At 70.3% G+C, this 19,207-nt stretch carries 16 protein-coding genes; 6 read left to right on the top strand and 10 right to left on the bottom strand.

Features of this window, described 5'->3' with window-relative positions; translation table 11 throughout:
• Positions 1-47 precede the first annotated feature (47 nt).
• The 3 genes from JOM49_RS41105 to JOM49_RS41115 all read right to left on the bottom strand — a co-directional run bounded on the left by JOM49_RS41105 (position 48) and on the right by JOM49_RS41115 (position 2,894).
• Positions 48-692 (bottom strand): response regulator, encoded by a 645-nt coding sequence (locus JOM49_RS41105; protein WP_209670088.1) that lies wholly within the window; start codon positions 690-692, stop codon positions 48-50.
• On the bottom strand, positions 689-1,096 hold the full coding sequence (locus tag JOM49_RS41110; RefSeq protein WP_209670090.1) for a pyridoxamine 5'-phosphate oxidase family protein: 408 nt from the start codon (positions 1,094-1,096) through the stop codon (positions 689-691). The genes JOM49_RS41105 and JOM49_RS41110 overlap by 4 nt, the downstream gene beginning before the upstream one ends.
• Positions 1,097-1,172: 76 nt before the next feature.
• Entirely contained in the window at positions 1,173-2,894 is a 1,722-nt protein-coding gene (locus JOM49_RS41115) for a glycoside hydrolase family 2 protein (RefSeq protein WP_209670092.1), read from the bottom strand.
• A 71-nt stretch (positions 2,895-2,965) separates the two neighbouring features.
• Between JOM49_RS41115 and JOM49_RS41120 the strand changes: the two genes are divergently transcribed.
• Complete coding sequence (locus JOM49_RS41120) at positions 2,966-4,219, top strand: glycosyltransferase family 4 protein (RefSeq protein WP_209670093.1); 1,254 nt, start codon at positions 2,966-2,968, stop codon at positions 4,217-4,219.
• A gap of 60 nt (positions 4,220-4,279) precedes the next feature.
• On the opposite strand, the gene JOM49_RS41125 is transcribed toward JOM49_RS41120, so the two are convergent.
• The 3 genes from JOM49_RS41125 to aceA form a co-directional block, all read right to left on the bottom strand.
• The gene (locus tag JOM49_RS41125) at positions 4,280-5,266 is read right to left on the bottom strand and encodes a M28 family metallopeptidase (RefSeq protein WP_308159039.1); all 987 of its coding nucleotides are present in this window, start codon (positions 5,264-5,266) and stop codon (positions 4,280-4,282) included.
• A gap of 386 nt (positions 5,267-5,652) precedes the next feature.
• The gene (aceB, locus tag JOM49_RS41130; RefSeq protein ID WP_209670097.1) at positions 5,653-7,254 is read right to left on the bottom strand and encodes a malate synthase A; all 1,602 of its coding nucleotides are present in this window, start codon (positions 7,252-7,254) and stop codon (positions 5,653-5,655) included.
• A 116-nt stretch (positions 7,255-7,370) separates the two neighbouring features.
• Positions 7,371-8,657, bottom strand: coding sequence for an isocitrate lyase (gene aceA / locus JOM49_RS41135; RefSeq protein WP_209670099.1), 1,287 nt, complete (start codon positions 8,655-8,657; stop codon positions 7,371-7,373).
• 236 nt (positions 8,658-8,893) lie between these two features.
• Here aceA and JOM49_RS41140 point away from each other — a divergent pair, with 236 nt between their 5' ends.
• Complete coding sequence (locus tag JOM49_RS41140; protein WP_209670101.1) at positions 8,894-10,318, top strand: short-chain fatty acyl-CoA regulator family protein; 1,425 nt, start codon at positions 8,894-8,896, stop codon at positions 10,316-10,318.
• 134 nt (positions 10,319-10,452) lie between these two features.
• Complete coding sequence (ilvA, locus tag JOM49_RS41145; RefSeq protein ID WP_209670103.1) at positions 10,453-11,715, top strand: threonine ammonia-lyase IlvA; 1,263 nt, start codon at positions 10,453-10,455, stop codon at positions 11,713-11,715.
• A gap of 12 nt (positions 11,716-11,727) precedes the next feature.
• Here ilvA and JOM49_RS41150 read toward each other — a convergent pair whose 3' ends face one another.
• Positions 11,728-12,936 (bottom strand): M14 family zinc carboxypeptidase, encoded by a 1,209-nt coding sequence (locus JOM49_RS41150; RefSeq protein WP_372444241.1) that lies wholly within the window; start codon positions 12,934-12,936, stop codon positions 11,728-11,730.
• Between the two features lie 142 nt (positions 12,937-13,078).
• A complete protein-coding gene (locus JOM49_RS41155; protein ID WP_209670106.1) occupies positions 13,079-13,843 on the bottom strand; it encodes an acyltransferase in 765 nt (254 codons plus the stop codon).
• 52 nt (positions 13,844-13,895) lie between these two features.
• Between JOM49_RS41155 and JOM49_RS41160 the strand changes: the two genes are divergently transcribed.
• From JOM49_RS41160 to JOM49_RS41170, 3 genes are all read left to right on the top strand, one after another.
• Complete coding sequence (locus tag JOM49_RS41160) at positions 13,896-14,849, top strand: nucleoside hydrolase (RefSeq protein WP_209670108.1); 954 nt, start codon at positions 13,896-13,898, stop codon at positions 14,847-14,849.
• Positions 14,850-14,851: 2 nt separating this feature from the next.
• Positions 14,852-16,000 (top strand): C40 family peptidase, encoded by a 1,149-nt coding sequence (locus tag JOM49_RS41165; protein WP_209670110.1) that lies wholly within the window; start codon positions 14,852-14,854, stop codon positions 15,998-16,000.
• A 177-nt stretch (positions 16,001-16,177) separates the two neighbouring features.
• On the top strand, positions 16,178-17,629 hold the full coding sequence (locus JOM49_RS41170; protein ID WP_209670112.1) for an FAD-dependent monooxygenase: 1,452 nt from the start codon (positions 16,178-16,180) through the stop codon (positions 17,627-17,629).
• Here the strand turns inward: JOM49_RS41170 and JOM49_RS41175 are convergent.
• Entirely contained in the window at positions 17,582-17,941 is a 360-nt protein-coding gene (locus JOM49_RS41175; RefSeq protein WP_209670113.1) for a MerR family transcriptional regulator, read from the bottom strand. The genes JOM49_RS41170 and JOM49_RS41175 overlap by 48 nt on opposite strands.
• A 40-nt stretch (positions 17,942-17,981) precedes the next feature.
• Positions 17,982-19,148 carry an MFS transporter gene (locus JOM49_RS41180; RefSeq protein ID WP_245369644.1) on the bottom strand — a complete coding sequence of 389 codons (1,167 nt, stop codon included), beginning with the start codon at positions 19,146-19,148 and terminating at the stop codon, positions 17,982-17,984.
• Positions 19,149-19,207 lie beyond the last annotated feature (59 nt).

The following is a 19,207-nucleotide window of genomic DNA, read 5'->3' on the forward strand; positions in this document are numbered from 1 at the left end:
TCCAGACTTGCACCCCGAAGCCGTCGGCAACAGCGCCGTACAGGGCATCAGCCGCCGGATCGCTGCCCGCGCAGCCGGGTCGCCAGGACCGCGGCCTGCGTGCGGCGCTGCATGCCGAGTTTCGTCAGCAGGCGCGAAACGTAGTTCTTCACGGTCTTCTCGGCGAGGTTCATCCGCACGGCGATCTGCCGGTTGGTCAGGCCGTCGCTGATGAAGCCGAGCAGTTCGCGTTCCCGATCGGACAGCGTGGCCAGCGGGCCGTCGGCGGCCACGTCCGCGCGCAGCTTCGCCATCAGCGCGGCGGCCGCCCGGTTGTCCAGCAGCGACAGCCCGGAACCGACGTCGTGCACGGCGGAGACCAGCCGCAGGCCGTCGATGTCCTTGATCACGTACCCGCCCGCACCGGCCAGAATCGCGTCGAGCATGGCCTGCTCGTCGGTGAACGAGGTGAGCATCAGGCAGTTCAGGCCGGGCACCCGCGACCGCAGATCGCGGCACAGCTCCACCCCGTTGCCGTCCGGCAGGCGCACGTCGAGCACCGCGATGTCCGGGCACAAGGCGGGGATCCGTGCCAGTGCCTGCGCCGCCGTGCCCGCTTCGCCGACCACCTCCAGGTCCGCGTCGGCCTCGAGCAGGTGCGCGACCCCGCGGCGGACCACCTCGTGGTCGTCGACCAGGAAGACCCTGATCATCGGCCGTCGCCGATCCGGGTGCCGGACGCCAGTTTCACGGTGATCTTGTGGAACCGGTCGGCCGGCGAGGTCGCCCACGGCGTCAGCGCGGCGCCGGAGAGCCGGGCCAGTTCGGCGCGGTCGGAGATCTCGGTGGCGTGCCCGACCACGCTCACCGTCCAGCCCGCGGTCAGATCGGACGAGAAGCGGTCGGCCTGGAAGGCCACCACCGCGTTGCGCAGCGCCGCGGGCAGTTCGCTGTCGCCGGAGCTGCGGATGATCACCGCGCCGTCGCGCATGGTGTAGCCGACCAGATCGATCGCCGGCATCGCGTGCTTGGTGTACACCACCCGCCCCACCCCGGCCCTTTCCAGCAGGTCAAGGCACTCGCCGTGGCTCAGCGCCTCCGCGCGTGAACCGCCCATGTCGACCTCCGGTGCGCGTCGGCGACACACCGGCTCAACCTGGCAAACCCGGCCTGCTCCGGGAAAGGGCCGAAAGTCACCGATCTTGGGCCTGACCACCCGCCTCGATCGCCTGTCGATTGTGTGCCGTGGCCACGGCGATGTCGAGTTTCACCTGCCTGCGGTCGTAGGTGAAAAATCCGTTCACCTCGTTCTCGACGTCCGTGGTCTGGGTGTAGATGGCCCCGGACAGGCCCAGTTCGGGCACGAGCCGCGCGAGTTCGGTGCTCACCTCGGCGTAGCGGCGGGTGAGTTCCTCGGGGCTGCCGGTCATCTCGTACGCCATCGGCGGTCCCGGCCAGACGTGATCGGGGAGGACCAGGCCGAGCCCGCCGTATTCGCCGTCGACGGTCACCCGGGCGTCGATGATCTCGGGACGGCCGGGGCCGACGTAGGTGTGGTCGTCGTAGATGTCACCCGCGCCGGTGTCGTGGTGCGAATGGCAGCAGTTGACCCCGCTGCTCGCGTTCACCATCCGGGTCGGGTCGGCTTCGCGCACCAGCGCGGAGATCCGCACGGTGTCGTACTCGCCCCAGCCTTCGTTGAACGGCACCCAGCCGACCAGGGAGGTGACGCCGCGCAGCTGGTCGATCAGCTCCAGCAACTCGGCCTCGAACCGCTGGCGCGCTTCCGGCACCGGCGGCGCCTGCGGGCCCGGCGGGTTGTCGAGCAGCACCGGCAGCGACGGCATGTCCTGCCACACCAGCAGGCCGAGCTTGTCGGTCCAGTAGTACCAGCGTGCCGGTTCGACCTTGGCGTGCTTGCGGACGAAGTTGAAGCCGAGTTCCTTGGTCTTCTCCAGGTCGAACCGCAGCGCCTCGTCGGTGGGCGCGGTGTAGACGCCGTCGGGCCAGTAGCCCTGGTCGAGCGGGCCGTGCAGGAAGGTGATGCGGCCGTTCAACGCGATCCGCGGCCTCCCTCGCTCGTCGCGGGCGATGCCGATCGTGCGCAGCCCGGCGTACCCGCGGACCGTGTCTTCACCCAGGTGGACGGTCAGGTCGTAGAGGTAGGGGTCGTCCGGCGACCACCACCGCGGCGACGGCACCTCGACGCGGATGGCCCGGCCGGCGGGCCCGTCGGCGCGGGCGACCTCCTCGCCGTCCGGCGTGCTGACCACGACCTCCGCCCGCTCACCACCGGACACGCGCGGGGTGACGGTGAGCCCGGTCAGGTCGCTGTCGATGTCGAGACGCCGGATGTGGTGGCGCGGCACGGGTTCGAGCCAGACGGTCTGCCAGATGCCGGACGCGCCGGTGTAGAGGATGCCGCCCGGGTCCAGGCGCTGCTTGCCCAGCGGGTGCGTGCCGATGTCGACGCGGTCCTCGGCCCGGACCAGGACCTCCTGCGGCCCGCTAACCCGCAGCGCGTCCGTGATGTCCGCGCTGAATTCGGTGAAGCCGCCCTCGTGCTCGGCGACCAGCTGGTGGTTCACCCAGACCCGGGCACGCTGGTCGACCGCGCCGAAGTGCAGCAGCACCCGGTCACCCGCCCAATCGGGTGGGATTTCGAAGGTGCGGCGGTACCACATGAGGTCGTCGTGCCTGCCGATCCCGGACAGCGTGGACTCGGGCGGGTACGGCACCAGGATCCGCTCGCCGCGGCTCTGCTCGGTGGTGTATTCCCACAGCCCGTTGAGGTTCAGCCAGCGGTCGCGCACCAGGCGGGGGCGCGGGTACTCCGGCAGCGCGTGGTCCGGGCCGGCCTCGTGCGTCCACGGGGTGGGCAGGATGGGCTCCTTGGGCTTCCAGTCCGTGCTCATCACCACCGATGCTGGCAAAGATCCGCCACGGCCGCACGGCCCGCGCTTGACTCACGAGTAACCTGCCCTGCATGCGCGTGTTGATGCTCTCCTGGGAGTACCCGCCGGTCGTGGTCGGCGGGCTGGCCCGGCACGTCCACGCGCTGGCCAGGCACCTGGTCCGCGACGGGCACGAGGTCGTGGTGCTCTGCCGCCACGTCGCCGGCACGGACGCGTCGACGCACCCGCAGACCGATCGGGTGGTCGAGGGCGTCCGGATCATCCGGGTCGCCGAGGACCCCATGCACGTGACCTTCGAACGCGACCTGGTGGCCTGGACGCTGGCCATGGGCCACGCGATGGTCCGCGCCGGGAACGAACTGCTGCGCGGCTGGCAGCCCGAGGTGGTGCACGCCCACGACTGGCTGGTCACGCACCCCGCCATCGCGCTGGCCGACGCCGCGCGCGTGCCGCTGGTCGGCACGATCCACGCCACCGAGGCCGGACGGCACTCGGGCTGGCTGTCGCACCCGCTCAACCAGCAGGTGCACTCGGTCGAGTGGTGGCTGGCGAACCGGTCCGACGCGCTGATCACCTGCTCGCAGGCGATGCGCGCCGAGGTCGGGCACCTGTTCGAGGTGACGCCGGACGAGATCACCGTGATCCACAACGGCATCGAGGAACGCGGCTGGCAGGTGCCCGCCGCGGAGGTCGAGCACGCGCGGCGGACCTACAGCCCCGAAGGCGCTCCCCTGCTGCTCTACTTCGGCCGCCTGGAGTGGGAGAAGGGTGTGCAGGACCTGCTCGCCGCCCTGCCGCGCATCCGGCGCGACCACCCCGGCACCCGGCTGGTGGTCGCGGGCAAGGGGCGGCACCTGGAGGAACTGGTCGAGCAGGCCAAGAAGCTGCGGGTCCGGCGGGCGGTGGAGTTCGTCGGCCACCTGTCGGACCGGGACCTGCGGGCGGTCCTGTCCGCGGCGGACGCCGTGGTGCTGCCGAGCCGGTACGAGCCGTTCGGGATCGTCGCGCTGGAAGCCGCGGCCGCGAAGGCGCCCTTGGTGGCGTCGACCGCGGGCGGGCTCGGCGAGGTGGTCGTCGACGGCGTGACCGGGCTCGCGTTCACGCCGGGTGACGTCACCGCGCTGGGTACCGCGGTGGACACCGTGCTGGCGGACGCCGGGGCCGCGCGACGCCGCGCCGCCGCCGCGCAGGCCCGGCTGGCCGCGGACTTCGACTGGTGCCGCATCGCCGAAGACACCGCCGCCGTCTACCGCCGGGCGAAGGTCGGGGAGCCCGAGGTCCTGGGCCGCCCGAAGATCGCCACCGGCAACGCCTTCCCTGGTTGACCTGGGTGAACACCCTCGTGGTCGCGGCGCCGCCGCACGCGACCACGAGGGCTGGCTCGATCAGATCGGGCAGCGCACGCAGTCGAGCGCGGCCCTGGCCGGGGCACCGCTCAGCGACCACAGGGTGTGGGCGATGACGTCGGTGTGCCGGTCCAGCGAGGTGACGCTGATGTTGCTGGTGGTGTCGCACGAGCGGTGGTAGCACCGGTCGTAGGCCTGCCCGGCGGTGCCGCCCCACTTCTGCGCCTGCGCCGAGGTCTTGATGCCCTCGGCGCCGCTGAACGTGCCGCCGATCGGGATGCCCGCCCGGGCGAACGCGGCGTGGTCGGACCGGCCGCCGACGTTGGTCGGCTCGGTGGCCACGCCCTTGGCCTGGAACCCGGCCTTCAGCGTGTTCTCGATGGCGGACGAACCGGTGGGCTGGCCGGAGCTCGAATAGACGAAGTACGCCGGGTTCGGCGAGCCCGTCATGTCGAAGTTCACGTACGCCTTGATCAGCGAACGCTGGGCGGTGGTCAGGCTGTTCACGTACCGGGTCGAACCGATCAGCCCCAGTTCTTCGGCCCCCCACCAGCCGAAGCGCAGGTGCTTCTGCGGTTGCAGGTTCTGCTTGGCCACGGTCAGCGCCACCTCGAGCAGCCCGGCCGAACCGCTGCCGTTGTCGTTGATGCCGGGGCCGACGGTGACGCTGTCCAGGTGCCCGCCCGCCATGATCACCTGGTTCGGGTCGCCGCCTGGCCAGTCGGCGATCAGGTTGTAGCCGGTGGCCCCGTTGTAGCTGAAGGTGTGGAGCTGCGTCTGGTAGCCGGCGGCGTCGAGCTTGCCCTTCACGTAGTCGATCGAGGCCTTGTACCCGGCGCGACCGTGGGCGCGGTTGCCGCCGTTGGCCGTGGCGATGTTCTGCAGAGCGGTGAGGTGGGCCTGCACGTTCGCCACCGGGATGTCCGGGGCCGCGAGTGCGGGGGCGGCGGTGGCAGGCGCGCTCAGCACTGCGATCGGCAGTGCGGACGCGGCCACCAGGACCAGCGCGTGACGCAGTCTCTTCACGAGAACTCCTCGGCGAGGGGGAGATGTCCGACTCGCCGGAGCCTGCCCGGTCCCCGAACGTGAAAACAATCCGGAACCCGCTAAGTAGGCGTACCTAAAGTTGCGATCCCCCAGGTTTGGGACAGCCCCCGGCCCTCGCCCCCCAGGTGCCGTGAAAGCCACATTCACGGCGCATTCCGCCGTGAAAGCCACATTCACGGCACCCCCCACCCCACCCACACGACCGCCACCCGGGCACCCCCCGGAGCACCCACCCAGACCCCCTCCCACCCCGATCCCCGCCAAAAACACGGCGAAGGCCTCCATGTCAAGGCATCTTTCCCGCCTTGACATGGAGGCCTTCGCCGTAGTCACAATCAAAAATCGGGGTGGAGCCCCAGCACCACCTACGCAGTCAAGTACCGCGCATAAGCCGACGTAGTAAAGAACGCAGGCAGCTTCTCCCCGAGAGCCGTCTCCACGAAGATGTCCCGCGCATCGTCCAGCCGGTTCCCCGGCCCCAGCTCCGCGTGGATGCGGCCCAGCTCCTCCCGCAGCAGCTCGAACGCCAGCTCGGTGGTCACCGCGGTGCCGTCGGCGAGCTTCGTGCCGTTGCGGATCCACTGCCACACCTGGCAGCGCGCGATCTCCGCGGTGGCCGCGTCCTCCATCAGGTTCGAGATGCCCGCCGCGCCGGTGCCACGCAGCCACGAGTCGAGGTACCGCAGGCCGACGTTGATGTTGGCGCGCAGCCCGTCCTCGGTGACCTCGCCACCGGCGCTGGCCACGTCGAGCAGGTCCTCGGCGGTGACCACGACGTCCTCGCGCAGCTTGCCGAGCTGGTTCGGCCAGCCGCCGAGCACCTCGTCGAAGACCTCGCGGCAGACCGGGACCAGGCCGGGGTGCGCCACCCACGAACCGTCGAAGCCGTCACCGGCCTCGCGCACCTTGTCCTGGCGCACCTTCTCCAGCGCGTTCGCGTTGACCTCGGGGTCGCGGCTGGGGATGAACGCGGCCATGCCGCCGATGGCGTGCGCGCCGCGCTTGTGGCAGGTCTGCACCAGCAACTCGGTGTAGGACCGCATGAACGGCACGGTCATGGTGACCTGCGCGCGGTCCGGCAGCACGAAGTCGGCGCCGTGCTCGCTGAAGTTCTTGATCACGCTGAAGATGTAGTCCCAGCGCCCGGCGTTCAGCCCGGCCGCGTGCTCGCGCAGTTCGTAGAGAATCTCGTCCATCTCGAACGCGGCGGTGATCGTCTCGATCAGCACGGTGGCCCGGATCGCGCCCTGCGGCAGGCCGATCTCGCGCTGGGCGAAGCGGAAGACGTCGTTCCACAGCCGCGCTTCGCGGTGGTTCTCCAGCTTCGGCAGGTAGAAGTACGGGCCGCGGCCGCGGGCGAGCAGCTGGCGCGCGTTGTGGAAGAAGAACAGGCCGAAGTCGACCAGGCTCGCCGAGACCGGGCGGCCGTCGATGCGGATGTGCTTCTCCACCAGGTGCCAGCCACGCGGGCGGGCGACGATGGTGGCCGGCTCGTCACCGATGGTGTAGCGCTTGCCGTTCTCGCCGGTGAAGTCGATGTCGCGGCGGATGGCGTCGTAGAGGTTGAGCTGGCCGTCGATCATGTTGTGCCAGGTGGGGGCGTTGGCGTCCTCGAAGTCGGCCAGCCACACCTTGGCCCCGGAGTTGAGCGCGTTGACCGTCATCTTGCGGTCGGTCGGCCCGGTGATCTCCACCCGGCGGTCCTCCAGGCCGGGGGCCGCGGGCGCGACCTGCCAGGAGTCGTCACCCCGGATGTGCGCGGTCTCCGGCAGGAAGCCGAGCTTCTCCTCGCCACTGGCCAGCTTCTCCCGGCGCAGGCGCCGCTCGTCGAGCAACTCGCGGCGGCGGCCGGCGAACTCGTTGTCCAGCTTGGCCACGAACTCCACCGCGGCCGGGGTCAGGATCTCGTCGAACCGGTCGGCGCTCGGACCGGTGAGGTCGATGCGGTAGGCGAGCTTGTCGGACATCTGGTTCCTCCGGGAACTGGCTTTCTCGAGGGAGAGAAGGAGAGGGAGGGAAGCCGCCGGGCGCCCCAGTCGTGCGGGCGACTACCAAGGGGGCGGGCCCGGCGGCTTCCTGGTCATCAGTGGAACTGGGCTTCTTCGGTGGAGCCGGTGAGCGCGGTGGTCGAGCTCTCCGGGTTCAGCGCGGTGGCCACCTGGTCGAACCAGCCGGTGCCGACCTCGCGCTGGTGCTTGGTGGCGGTGTAACCCCGCTCCTCCGAAGCGAACTCGCGCTCCTGCAGGTCGACGTAGGCGGTCATGCCCTCGTTCGCGTAGCCCTTGGCCAGGTCGAACATCGAGTAGTTCAGGGCGTGGAAGCCGGCCAGCGTGATGAACTGGAACTTGTAGCCCATGTGGCCCAGCTCGCGCTGGAACTTGGCGATGGTCGCGTCGTCCAGGTGCTTCTTCCAGTTGAACGACGGCGAGCAGTTGTAGGCCAGCAGCTGGTTCGGGTACTTGGCCTTGATCGCCTCGGCGAACTTGCGGGCCACCTCCAGGTCGGGCTCGGAGGTCTCCATCCACAGCAGGTCGGCGTACTGGGCGTAGGCGAGGCCGCGCTCGATGCACGGCTCGATGCCGTTGCGGACCTTGTAGAAGCCCTCGGCGGTGCGCTCACCGGTGATGAACTGCTGGTCGCGCTCGTCGACGTCGCTGGTGATCAGCGTGGCGGCCTGTGCGTCGGTGCGGGCGATGATCAGCGACGGCACCCCGGCCACGTCCGCGGCGAGGCGGGCGGCGTTCAGCGTGCGCTCGTGCTGCTTGGTCGGGATGAGCACCTTGCCACCGAGGTGGCCGCACTTCTTCTCCGAGGCCAGCTGGTCTTCCCAGTGCACGCCCGCAGCGCCGGCCGCGATCATGCCCTTCATCAGCTCGAACGCGTTGAGCGGGCCACCGAAGCCCGCCTCGGCGTCGGCGACGATCGGGGCGTACCAGTCGATGTCGGTGTTGCCCTCGGCCCAGGTGATCTGGTCGGCGCGGCCCAGCGCGTTGTTGATCCGGCGGACCACCGCGGGCACCGAGTTGGCCGGGTAGAGGCTCTGGTCCGGGTAGGTCTGGCCGGACAGGTTCGCGTCGGCCGCCACCTGCCAGCCGGACAGGTAGATCGCCTTCAGCCCGGCGCGGACCTGCTGGACCGCCTGGTTGCCGGTGAGCGCGCCCAGCGCGTGGATGTAGTCCTCGGTGTGCAGCAGGTTCCACAGCTTCTCCGCGCCGAGGCGGGCGAGCGTGTTCTCCTCGACCACGCTGCCGCGCAGCTTGATCACGTCGGCCGCGCTGTAGGTACGGTCCACACCCTGCCAGCGGGGGTCGGTCTCCCACTGCTTGGCAAGCTCTGCCGCCGCCTGCTCCCTGTTGACCGTCTCAGCCATCGATCTTCCCACCTTTGCGAAACCTTTGCGAACGTTGCGATTTCTCGCTTCCTGTCTCGACCATGACATGCGCTGCGGAAACGCGGCTACAGCTCCAATTTGCCAAATTTTGCAAACTTTTCGTAGCATGCGAGCGAAGGTTGCGAACGCGCAGTTCGCACACCTGCGGATTTCCCCCAGCTTGATCGTTTACTTGATCGTTCAGGGCGGGAAACCTTCCCGAAAGGATGGGTTCAGTGGACAAAACCTTCGCCGGCGCCAAGCTGCGCCACCTGCGTGAAACGCGCTCGATGAGCCAGGCGGACCTCGCCAGGCTGCTGGAAATCTCCCCCAGCTACCTCAACCAGATCGAGCACAACGCCCGTCCGCTGACCGTGCCGGTGCTCTTCCGCATCACCCAGGCGTTCGGCGTGGACGCCGAGTTCTTCGCGAACAACGACACCGCGCGCCTGGTCGCCGACGTGCGCGAAGCCCTGCTCGACGAGTCGCTCGGCGTGCAGGCGACCACCGGGGAGATCAACGAGCTGGCGACGAACCTGCCGTCCATCGCGCAGGCGCTGGTCCGGCTGCACCGGCGCTACCGCGACGCCGTGGAGAACACCGCCGCGCTGGTCACCGAGGACGGCAGCGGCGTGCACGGCAGCGCGGCCGGGCCGCTGCCGCACGAGGAGGTGCGCGACTTCTTCTACGAGCGGGAGAACTACGTCGCCGAGCTGGACGAACGCGCCGAACGGATGGCCGCCGACCTCCCGCTGCGCCGGGGCGAGGTGCTCTCCGCGCTGCGTGACCGGCTCACCGAACGCTACGGCGTGCACGTGACCAGCGACGGCATCGACGAGACGGTCGGCGAGCAGCACCGGTACGAGCCGCACGCGCGGGTGCTGCGGATGGCGCCGAGCCTGCGGGTCGGGCAACAGGCCTTTCGCATGGCTTCGCAGATCGCGCTGCTGGAGTACGACGACCTGATCGCCGAGCTGGCGGATTCGTGGGCGTTCTCCGGTCCGGCCGCGCGCTCGCTGGCCAGGGTCGGGCTGGCGAACTACTTCGCCGGGGCGCTGATCCTGCCGTACGAGGCGTTCCACCAGCGGGCCGAGGAGTTCCGGTACGACATCGAGCGGCTGTGCGACCACTTCGGCGTCGGCTTCGAGACGGCCTGCCACCGGCTGTCCACCCTGCAACGGCCGAAGATGCGCGGGGTGCCGTTCTCGTTCGTGCGGGTGGACCGGGCGGGGAACATGTCGAAGCGCCAGTCGGCGGCGGGGTTCCACTTCTCGCGGGTGGGCGGGGCGTGTCCGCTGTGGAACATCTACGAGGCGTTCACCTCGCCGGGCAAGATCCTGACGCAGATCGCCTCGCTGCCGGACGGCAAGAGCTACTTCTGGATCGCGCGGACGATCTCGCGGAACATCGGCGGGTACGGGTCGCCGGGGAAGATGTTCACCGTCGGACTGGGCTGTGAACTCCGCCACGCCCGGCGGCTGGTCTACTCGACCGGTCTGGACCTGGACGACCGAGCCGCCGCCACCCCCATCGGCATGGGCTGCAAGGTCTGCGAACGCCCGGCCTGCCCGCAACGCGCGTTCCCCACCATCGGGAAGCAACTGACGGTCGACGAGAACACCAGCACCTTCGTCCCCTACCCGGCGGTGCCGAAGCCGTGACGGGTGCCGCGGCAATGCTATGAGTGGGGCATTACTTGCATTGAACGCAAGTAATGCCCCACTCATAGCATTCGGCGGGGGTGGGCAGCGGGGGCTCGATCGGGCGGGAGGGGGCCGGAGTAGGTTCCCGGGGCATGCAGGGCGTACGCACGGCGGGAGTAAGCGCGGATCTGGTGGACCAGGCCGCGGAACGGCTGTCCGGGGTGGTCACCCGCACCCCGCTCGAACCCAGTTCCCGCCTCTCCGCGCAGATGAACGCCCGCGTCTGGCTCAAGCGCGAGGACCTCCAGACGGTCCGTTCCTACAAGGTCCGCGGCGCCTACAACTTCATCGTGCAGCTCGACGAGGAGGTCCGCGCCCGCGGCGTGGTCTGCGCCAGCGCGGGCAACCACGCGCAGGGCGTCGCCTACGCGTGTCGCAGGCTCGGGGCCAACGGCCGCGTTTTCGTGCCGCGCACCACGCCGCGGCAGAAGCGCGAGCGGATCGCCACGCTCGGGGGTGCGCACGTCGAGGTCATCGTCACCGGTGACAGCTACGAGGACGCCTCCGCCGAGGCCAAGCGCGAGGCCGAGCGCACCGGCGCCACCCTCGTCCCGGCCTTCGACGACCCCCGCACGGTCGCCGGGCAGGGCACGGTGGCCAGCGAAATCGTCGCCCAGCTCGGGTTCGCGCCGGACGTGCTCGTGGTGCCGGTCGGCGGAGGCGGGCTGCTCGCCGGGATCGTCAGCTGGATGCGCGAACGCCACCCGTCGACCCGGATCATCGGCGTCGAACCGGCGGGCGCGGCCTGCCTGGCCGCCGCGATCGAGGCGGGCGAGCCGGTGCGGATCGAGACCGTCGACTCGTTCGTCGACGGTGCCGCGGTCGCCATCGCCGGTTCGGTCACCTACCCGATCATCCGCGACAGCGGCGCCGAGCTGACGTCGGTCGAAGAGGGCGGGGTGTGCACGGAGATGCTGGAGCTGTACCAGTCCGACGGCATCATCGCCGAGCCGGCAGGCGCGCTGGCCAGCGCGGCGCTCGGCGCGACCATCGAGGTCGGCCCGCAGGAGACCGTGGTCTGCGTGGTCTCCGGCGGCAACAACGACGTCAGCCGGTACAGCGAGATCCTCGAGCGCTCACTGGTCCACAAGGGACTCAAGCACTACTTCCTGGTCGGCTTCCCGCAGGAGCCGGGCGCGCTGCGCCGCTTCCTCGACGAGGTGCTCGGCCCGGAGGACGACATCACCCTGTTCGAGTACGTCAAGCGCAACAGCCGGGAGACCGGCCCGGCGCTGATCGGGATCGAGATCGAGCGCCCGGCCGACCTGCCCGGCCTGCTGGACCGCCTCGACGCCAGCCCGCTCCAGGTGGAACGGGTGGAGCCGGGCAGTCCGCTGTTCCACTTCTTGCTTTAGCCGCTGCCTGCTTCAGCCGTCCAAGCGGGCCTCGGCCTCGGCGGCCGTGCCGATGTTCGGGCCGCGCGGCGGGATCCGGTCGTAGTCGGCCGGGTCCAGGGTGCGCACCTTGCCGCTGGCGATCGACGAGAGCATGCCGTCCAGTCCGATGTAGACGGACTTGGTCAGCACCGCGCGGTACTGCTGTCCCAGCGTCTGGGTCTGCCCGCGGACCTCGAACAACACGGTGCCGCTGCCGTTCAGCGCGAACGAGCCGAGGCCGGTGCCGGGCAGGTTCGTGTCCTGCGGGTACAGCGTCACGTTGCCGAACACCGGCCGGTTGTTCGCCGCGCCCTGCAGCGCGTTGTTCACCGCCACGTTCAGCTGCTTCGAGTACTTGAGGTCGTACTTCGAGGCGTACTTCTCGTAGCCGGGCGTGGTCGCCGGGTCGTCGACGAACTTGCCCGAGATGGACAGCGTGACGAACTCCTCCGGGTCGTCCGGCATCACGTAGCAGGCGCCCTGGTGGTGCAGGTCGACGTAGGTGTCCACCTTGCCGAACTCGGCGGTCAGGCCGCGGTAGACGTCACGCACGATCGAGGTCTCCGGCGAGAGGTACCAGCCGGTCTGCGCCGAGGTGCCGGGGAAGTCCTCCTTGCGCGGCACGTAGTTCAGGTCGGGGTGGTAGTCGCGGTTGATGTCGAACCCGGGCCGCTTCGAGTAGTCGTCACCCTGGGTCGAGCCGGTGTAGTAGTTCCACGCGGGCTGGACCCCGCGCAGCTGCGGGTGCCGCGCGGTGACCTCCGGCCAGGTCATGTCGTTGCCGCGGCGGTCGAGTTCGGCGCCGTCCGGGTTCATCTTCGGGATGGCGACGATGGTCAGCTCGCTGCGCCAGCGCTTCGCCTTGGCCGAGTCGCTGGTGCCGACGAAGTCCAGCAGGTCGAGGATGGCGTCGGTGCCGGTCTTCTCGTTGCCGTGGATCTCGCTGGTGAGCAGCACGGCCTTGGGGCCGGTGCCCACGCGCGCCGAGTGGATCTCGCGCCCGCGGTTGCTCCGGCCCAGCTGCTCGACCTGCACCTTGCCGCCGCTGACGCGCTCGATCCGGTCGAGCTCCACGCCCAGCTCGCGGTGGTCGGTGAACTCGTTGATCGGCAGCTCGCGCGGGGTCTCGCTGCACGTCGCGGCCGCGGTGAGAAGGCCGTCGTCCGGCGCGGCGACCGCGGGGGCGGTGGTGCCGAGCAAGGCGATGCTGGAGAGGGTGACCAGGGCGAAGGCCGAACGTCTGCGTACTCGCACGAGCTGCTCCTCCGAATTCGCGGGGTGAGGCGCCCGATGCTAGTTAGTTAAGGCAACGAACGACAATCCGCCGTTCGTCCCGTTCGCCTCAGTTCGAGGTCAGATCACGCAGCGTCTTCTCCAGCGCCTTGTCCGCCTTGCGGGCCATGTCGCGCACGGCCTCGCGGCGTTCGGCGTCGGCCTCGTAGTCGGCACGCCGGTCCCGCACCACGCGCGCGGGTGAGCCCACCGCGATCGCGTAGTCCGGGATGTCCCCGCGGACCACCGCGTGCGCGCCGAGCACGCAGCCCCGGCCGACGCGGGTGCCCTTGAGCACCGAGACCTTGGTGCCGATCCAGGTGTCCGGCCCGATCCGGACCGGCGACTTGACGATGCCCTGGTCCTTGATCGGCAGCGTGATGTCGGTGGTCACGTGGTCGAAGTCGCAGATGTAGACCCAGTCGGCGACCAGCGTGGCCCCGCCCAGCTCGATGTCGAGGTAGCCGTTGACCACGTTCTGCCTGCCGAACACGGCCTTGTCGCCGATGCGCAGCGAGCCCTCGTGGCAGCGGATCGCGTTGCCGTCGCCGATGTGCACCCAGCGGCCGATCTCGAGGCGGCCGTAGCCGGGACGGCAGTGGATCTCCACGTCCTTGCCGAGGAAGACCATGCCCCGCAGGATGATGTGCGGGTTGAGCAGCCGGAACTTCAGCAACCGCCAGTACCGCACCAGGTACCAGGGGGTGTAGGCGCGGTTGCGCAGCACCCAGCGCAGCGAGTCGGCGGTGAGGAACCGGGCCTGCCGCGGGTCGCTACGCGCCCGCCGCCACGCCTTCGCCCTGGCCACCACCGGGGAACCCCACATGGATGTCATGGGGCTGACCGTAACCTGTAGCCGTCGGCGGGTGACAGGCTAGGGAGCGGCAGTGGGCAGGAAACTGATCATCGACACCGATCCCGGGGTCGACGACGCCTTCGCGCTGGCTCTGGCCGCGCGCAGCACCGAGGTCGACCTCGTCGGCGTGACCACCGTGTTCGGCAACGTGCCCCTGGAAGCGACCACGGAGAACGCCCGCCGCCTGCTCAACCGCTTCGGCCGCGCCGACGTGCCGGTCGCCGCCGGGGCCGAGCGCCCGCTGGTCCACGCGCAGAGCCGCAGTTCCTCGGTGCACGGCGCGGACGGGCTGTCCGGCCGGTCGGCCTCGCTGGCCGCCGCCGAGCGCGAACTGGAGACCGCCGACGCGGTGAGCATGCTGGTCTCGCTGCTGGAACGCACCGACGAGCCGGTGACCATCGCGCCGATCGGCCCGCTCACCAACATCGCCCTGCTGCTGGCCGCGCACCCGCGCATCCGCGACCGCATCGAGCGGCTGGTGATCATGGGCGGCGCCATCGGGCGCGGCAACATCACCGCGGCCGCCGAGTTCAACGTGTGGGCCGACCCCGAAGCCGCCCGGCGGGTGCTGGTCGAGGAACGCGTGCCGGTCACGCTGGTGCCGATGGACCTGACCCGCCGCTGCGCGGTGTCCACCGACTGGCTGGCCGAGCTCGCCGAGGGCAACGCGATCGGCGAGGTGCTGGTCTCGCTCACCGGCGACTACCTCGACCACTACCGCAAGGAACTGGGCTACGACGGCATCGTCCTGCACGACGCGGTGGCCGTGGCCGAGGCGATCCGGCCCGGGATCCTGGAGACCGAGCGGTTCCCGGTCGACGTGGACTGCTCGTTCGGCCCGTACCGGGGCGCGACCCTGCTCGATCAGCGTCGTTGGACACATCGGGAAGCGAACGGCGAGCCGGACGGGCCGTCGATCGAGGTGGCCGTCGACACCGATCTCGACGGCCTGCGCAAGTTCGTGCTCGACGGGATCAGGGGGTAGTGGTGGCGGAGGAACCCAGGCAGCGGCCGTTCCGGCGGGCACTGGTCATCGCGGTGGTCGCGGTGGCCGTGGCGACCGGGGTGTTCGTGCTGGCCAACCGCCAGGACGACGCGCCGCTGGCGAACAGCACGGGCGCCGCCAACACGGCGCCGCCGGTGACCACCGAGCCACCGGCCCCGCCGTCGACCCCGCAGCCGCAGCCGGGCGCCGCGGCACTGCCCGCGTCGCCGGGCAAGGCGCTCGACGACTGGGCCGCGAAGTACTCGACCTGGCTGGAGATCCCGCAGCGCTCGATGCTCGCCTACGCCAAGGCGACGATCACGATGAGCCAGGAGCAGCCGGAGTGCCACGTGTCGTGGGTGACGCTGGCCGGCATCGGCAAGAACGCCACCGACCACGGCCGCGCGGGTGGCGGGGTGATCAACGAGGACGGCCGCCCGGCGCAGCCGATCGGCACGGTGGAACTGCTCGACTTCAACGGCACCGTGGTCTCCGAACTGGACGCCAACGGGCCGATGCAGCTGACCCCGGCCGTCTGGGACAAGTGGGCGCGCAGCGCCGGTGGCGCGGGCGCACCCGATCCGCAGAACCTCGACGACGCCGCGCTGACCGCCGCCCGCGCGCTGTGCGCCGACGGCCGTGACCTGTCCGACGGCCCGACCTGGTGGAACGCGGTCAGCTCACTGCAGGACGCGCCGCTGTTCCTGCACCGCGTGCTGGCCACCGCGAACGTCTACGGCACGGTCGCGAAGACCGACGCGCCGCCGAAGACCTCGGTGCTCAAGGCGGTCTACTTCGCCATCGAGAAGATCGGCCTGCCGTACGTGTGGGGCGGCAACGGCATCGAAGGCGGGCACGAGGGCTTCGACTGCTCGGGCCTGACCACCGCCGCGTACGGGAACGCGGGCATCACGCTCAAGCGCACCGCGCACTGGCAGTACGGCAGCGTGCCGCTGGTGCCGGTGGCGGAGGAACCGCAGCTGGGCGACCTGGTGTTCTTCGGCAACCCGTCGACGAAGATCCACCACGTCGGCATCTACGTGGGGAACAAGCAGATGGTGGACGCGCCGACGTTCGGGCAGGCCGTGCAGGTGCACGCCTACCGCCGCCCCGGCGACGATTACGCCGGAGCGGGCCGCCCCGCCGTCTAAAGGAGTGGACGGGGTGGGGCGCGGGCTTGTAGCTTGCGGTCGACCGTGACACCGCCCGAGGAGGTGAGACCCATGAACGCTGTAGCGATGTGGGTGCTCCCCCTTCCGATCACGGCCGGGCGATCGATGTAGGTGTCGCCGGGAGCGCCTCGACCACTCCCGAAGGGCAACACCTCCATGTTTGACGTGATCATCGCCGGGTGCGGGCCGACCGGCGCGATGCTGGCCGCCGAACTGCGGCTGCACGATGTGCGGGTACTCGTGCTGGAAAAGGAAACCGAACCCGTTTCGGTCGTCCGCATCGTCGGCCTGCACATCCGCAGCCTCGAACTGATGGCCATGCGCGGACTGCTGGAGCGTCTTCTCGAACACGGAAGACGACGTCCGGCAGGCGCCTTCTTCGCCGCCATCGACAAACCCGCGCCCCCGGACGTCGATTCCGCACACGCCTACCTGCTGGGTATCCCGCAGCCGGTCATCGTGCGCGTTCTGGAAGAACACGCGATCCACCTCGGTGCGCAGATCCGGCGGGGTGCCGCAGTGGCCGGCTTCGAACAGGACGACGAGGGCGTGACCGTCGAACTGGCCGATGGTGAGCGGCTGCGTGCGCGCTATCTCGTCGGTTGTGACGGCGGGCGCAGTATCGTGCGCAAGCTGCTCGGCGTCGGCTTTCCCGGCGAGCCCTCGCGGACCGAGACGCTGATGGGCGAACTGGAAGTCGGGGTGCCGCCGGAGGAGATCGCCGCCAAGGTGACCGGAATCCACCAGTCGTTCAGCCTCCAGCCTTTCGGCGAAAGGGTTTATCGCGTGGTGGTCCCCGCCGTGGGACTCAGCGCGGAACCGCCCACCATCGACGATTTCCGGCAAGCGCTGCACGCCATCGCCGGGACCGATTTCGGCGTGCATTCCCCGCGTTGGCTGTCCCGTTTCGGGGATGCCACCCGGCTGGCCGACCGCTACCGGGTCGGGCGGGTGCTGCTGGCCGGCGACGCGGCCCACATCCACCCGCCCGCCGGTGGGCAGGGCCTCAACCTCGGCGTCCAGGACGCAGTCAACCTCGGCTGGAAACTGGCCGCCCAGGTCCGCGGCTGGGCGCCGGAGTCCCTTTTGGACACCTACCAGACCGAACGTCATCCGGTCGCCGAGGAAGTCCTGGACAACACCCGCGCCCAGGTGGCGCTTTCGTCCCCCGAACCGGGCGCGCGGGCCCTGCGCAGGCTGCTCACCGAACTGATGGACTTCGACGAGGTGAACCGCTACCTGCTCGAGAAGATCACCGCGATCGGCATCCGCTACGACTTCGGCGACGGGCCCGACCTGCTCGGCCGCCGCCTGCGCGATATCGACGTGGCACAAGGCCGCCTCTACGACCTGCTGCGCCACGGGCGCGGCCTGCTGCTGGACCGCACCGGACGCCTGACCACCGGCGGCTGGTCCGACCGGGTCGACCACCTCGCGGATCCCACCGTGGCACTGGATGTTCCCGGCGTCCTGCTCCGGCCGGACGGCCACGTCGCCTGGACCGGCGACGACCAACGAGACCTGGACGACCACCTCACCCACTGGTTCGGCGAGTCCGCGTCAGGTGCCGTCGGCGGCTTCGATGACGTGGTCCAGGACCTCCCGTGAGCGGGCCAGGTCGGCCATCATGCGGTCGATGCGTTCGCGTTCGGCGGTGAGGTCGGCGACCAGCTGAGCGTCCGCGAGTTCGGAGGGGCCGCCGTCGGCGTCGCGCAGGCACGGGAGCAGGCGCGCGATCTTCCTGCTGGGCAAGCCGGCGGCGAACAGCTCCTGGATCCGGATGACCCGGTCGACGGCGGCCTCCGGGTACTCGCGGTGCCCGCCCGGGGTGCGCGACGAGGCGAGCAGGCCCTGCTGCTCGTAGTACCGCAGCGAACGCTCGCTCACGCCGGTGCGGTGAGCCAGTTCACCGATCCGCACGCCGCCTCCCGGCCGAGAACAGTTGAACCTGACACTGGTGTCAACTTCTACCGTAGCGCGCATGACCAGCGAACCCGTGCTCGCGCGCCCGGAGCACCACGGCCAGCACCGGCAGCAGCAGGACCAGTGCGGCCACCGGGAACGCACCGGCGCCGAAGTGGTCGAGCAGCAGGCCACCGGCCACACCCCCACCGGCCATCGCCGCGTTCCACAGGGTCACGAGCATGGCCTGCGCGGTGTCCGCGGCGTCCCCGCCCGCCTGCCCGGCGGCGGTCTGCAGCAGCGTCGGCACCCCGCCCCAGCCGAGTCCCCACAACGCGACGGCAAGGTACACCAGCGGCGCGTCGCCCGAGAACACCCCGAGGATCGCGGCCGCCACACCGACGAGCACCGTGCCCGCGACGGTCAGCACGCGCAGCCGCCGGTCGATGTGGGCGCCGACCACCCAGATGCTCACCATCGACGCGATCCCGAAGATCAGCAGCACCAGGTCGACCGAAGCACCGAGTCCCGCGCGCTCCAGGAACGTGGCGATGTAGGTGTACAGGATCGTGTGGGCCAGCACGAAAACCAGCGTCACCACCAGGATCGGCGCCACCCCGGGCACGGCGAGCGTGCGCCGGAGCGGGATCCGGCCGCCACCGGTCTGCCCGGGGAAATCCGGGACGGCCACGGCGATCCAGCCCAGCAGCACCACGGCGAGCACCGACATCACGCCGAAGGAGGCGCGCCAGCCCACCGCGCCGCCGAGGAACGTACCGGCGGGCACGCCGAGCGAGAGCGCGAGCGGGATGCCCGCCATCACGATCGCGATCGCCTTGCCCTGCAAGCGTTCGGGCGCGAGCCGTCGCGCGTATCCGGCCAGGAGGGCCCAGACCACTCCGGCCGCGACCCCGGCGACGAACCGGGCGACCATGGTCAGCGCGTAGTCCCCGGACACCGCGGTGACCGTGTTGGCCACCGCGAACCCCGCGATCCCGGCCAGGAGCAAACGTTTGCGCCGCCAGCCCGCGGTGGCCACTGTCAGCGGGATCGCGGCGAGCGCGGTGCCGATCGCGTAGACGGTCACGGTCTGCCCGGCGGCCGATTCGCCGACGCCCAGGTCAGTGCTCAGTGCGGGCAGGACCCCGGCGGGCAGCGCCTCGGTCAGCACGGTGATGAACGCAGCGGTGGTCAACGCCAGCAAGGCGGGCAGCGGGAGTCTCATGCCGCCCATGCTCGAACCGTCACATCGGTGTGAAGGTCAACCACGAACCCAGTGAGGTG

Source organism: Amycolatopsis magusensis (assembly GCF_017875555.1).
Taxonomy (GTDB): Bacteria; Actinomycetota; Actinomycetes; order Mycobacteriales; family Pseudonocardiaceae; genus Amycolatopsis; species Amycolatopsis magusensis.

Bases quoted from the DNA above. Each gene is read 5' to 3' on its own strand.
- JOM49_RS41120 (WP_209670093.1), top strand. From the start codon at position 2,966: ATGCGCGTGTTGATGCTCTCCTGGGAGTACCCGCCGGTCGTGGTCGGC.
- aceB (WP_209670097.1), bottom strand. From the start codon at position 7,254: ATGTCCGACAAGCTCGCCTACCGCATCGACCTCACCGGTCCGAGCGCC.
- ilvA (WP_209670103.1), top strand. From the start codon at position 10,453: ATGCAGGGCGTACGCACGGCGGGAGTAAGCGCGGATCTGGTGGACCAG.
- JOM49_RS41155 (WP_209670106.1), bottom strand. From the start codon at position 13,843: ATGACATCCATGTGGGGTTCCCCGGTGGTGGCCAGGGCGAAGGCGTGG.
- JOM49_RS41170 (WP_209670112.1), top strand. From the start codon at position 16,178: ATGTTTGACGTGATCATCGCCGGGTGCGGGCCGACCGGCGCGATGCTG.
- JOM49_RS41180 (WP_245369644.1), bottom strand. From the start codon at position 19,148: ATGAGACTCCCGCTGCCCGCCTTGCTGGCGTTGACCACCGCTGCGTTC.
- JOM49_RS41105 (WP_209670088.1), bottom strand. From the start codon at position 692: ATGATCAGGGTCTTCCTGGTCGACGACCACGAGGTGGTCCGCCGCGGG.
- JOM49_RS41110 (WP_209670090.1), bottom strand. From the start codon at position 1,096: ATGGGCGGTTCACGCGCGGAGGCGCTGAGCCACGGCGAGTGCCTTGAC.
- JOM49_RS41115 (WP_209670092.1), bottom strand. From the start codon at position 2,894: ATGAGCACGGACTGGAAGCCCAAGGAGCCCATCCTGCCCACCCCGTGG.
- aceA (WP_209670099.1), bottom strand. From the start codon at position 8,657: ATGGCTGAGACGGTCAACAGGGAGCAGGCGGCGGCAGAGCTTGCCAAG.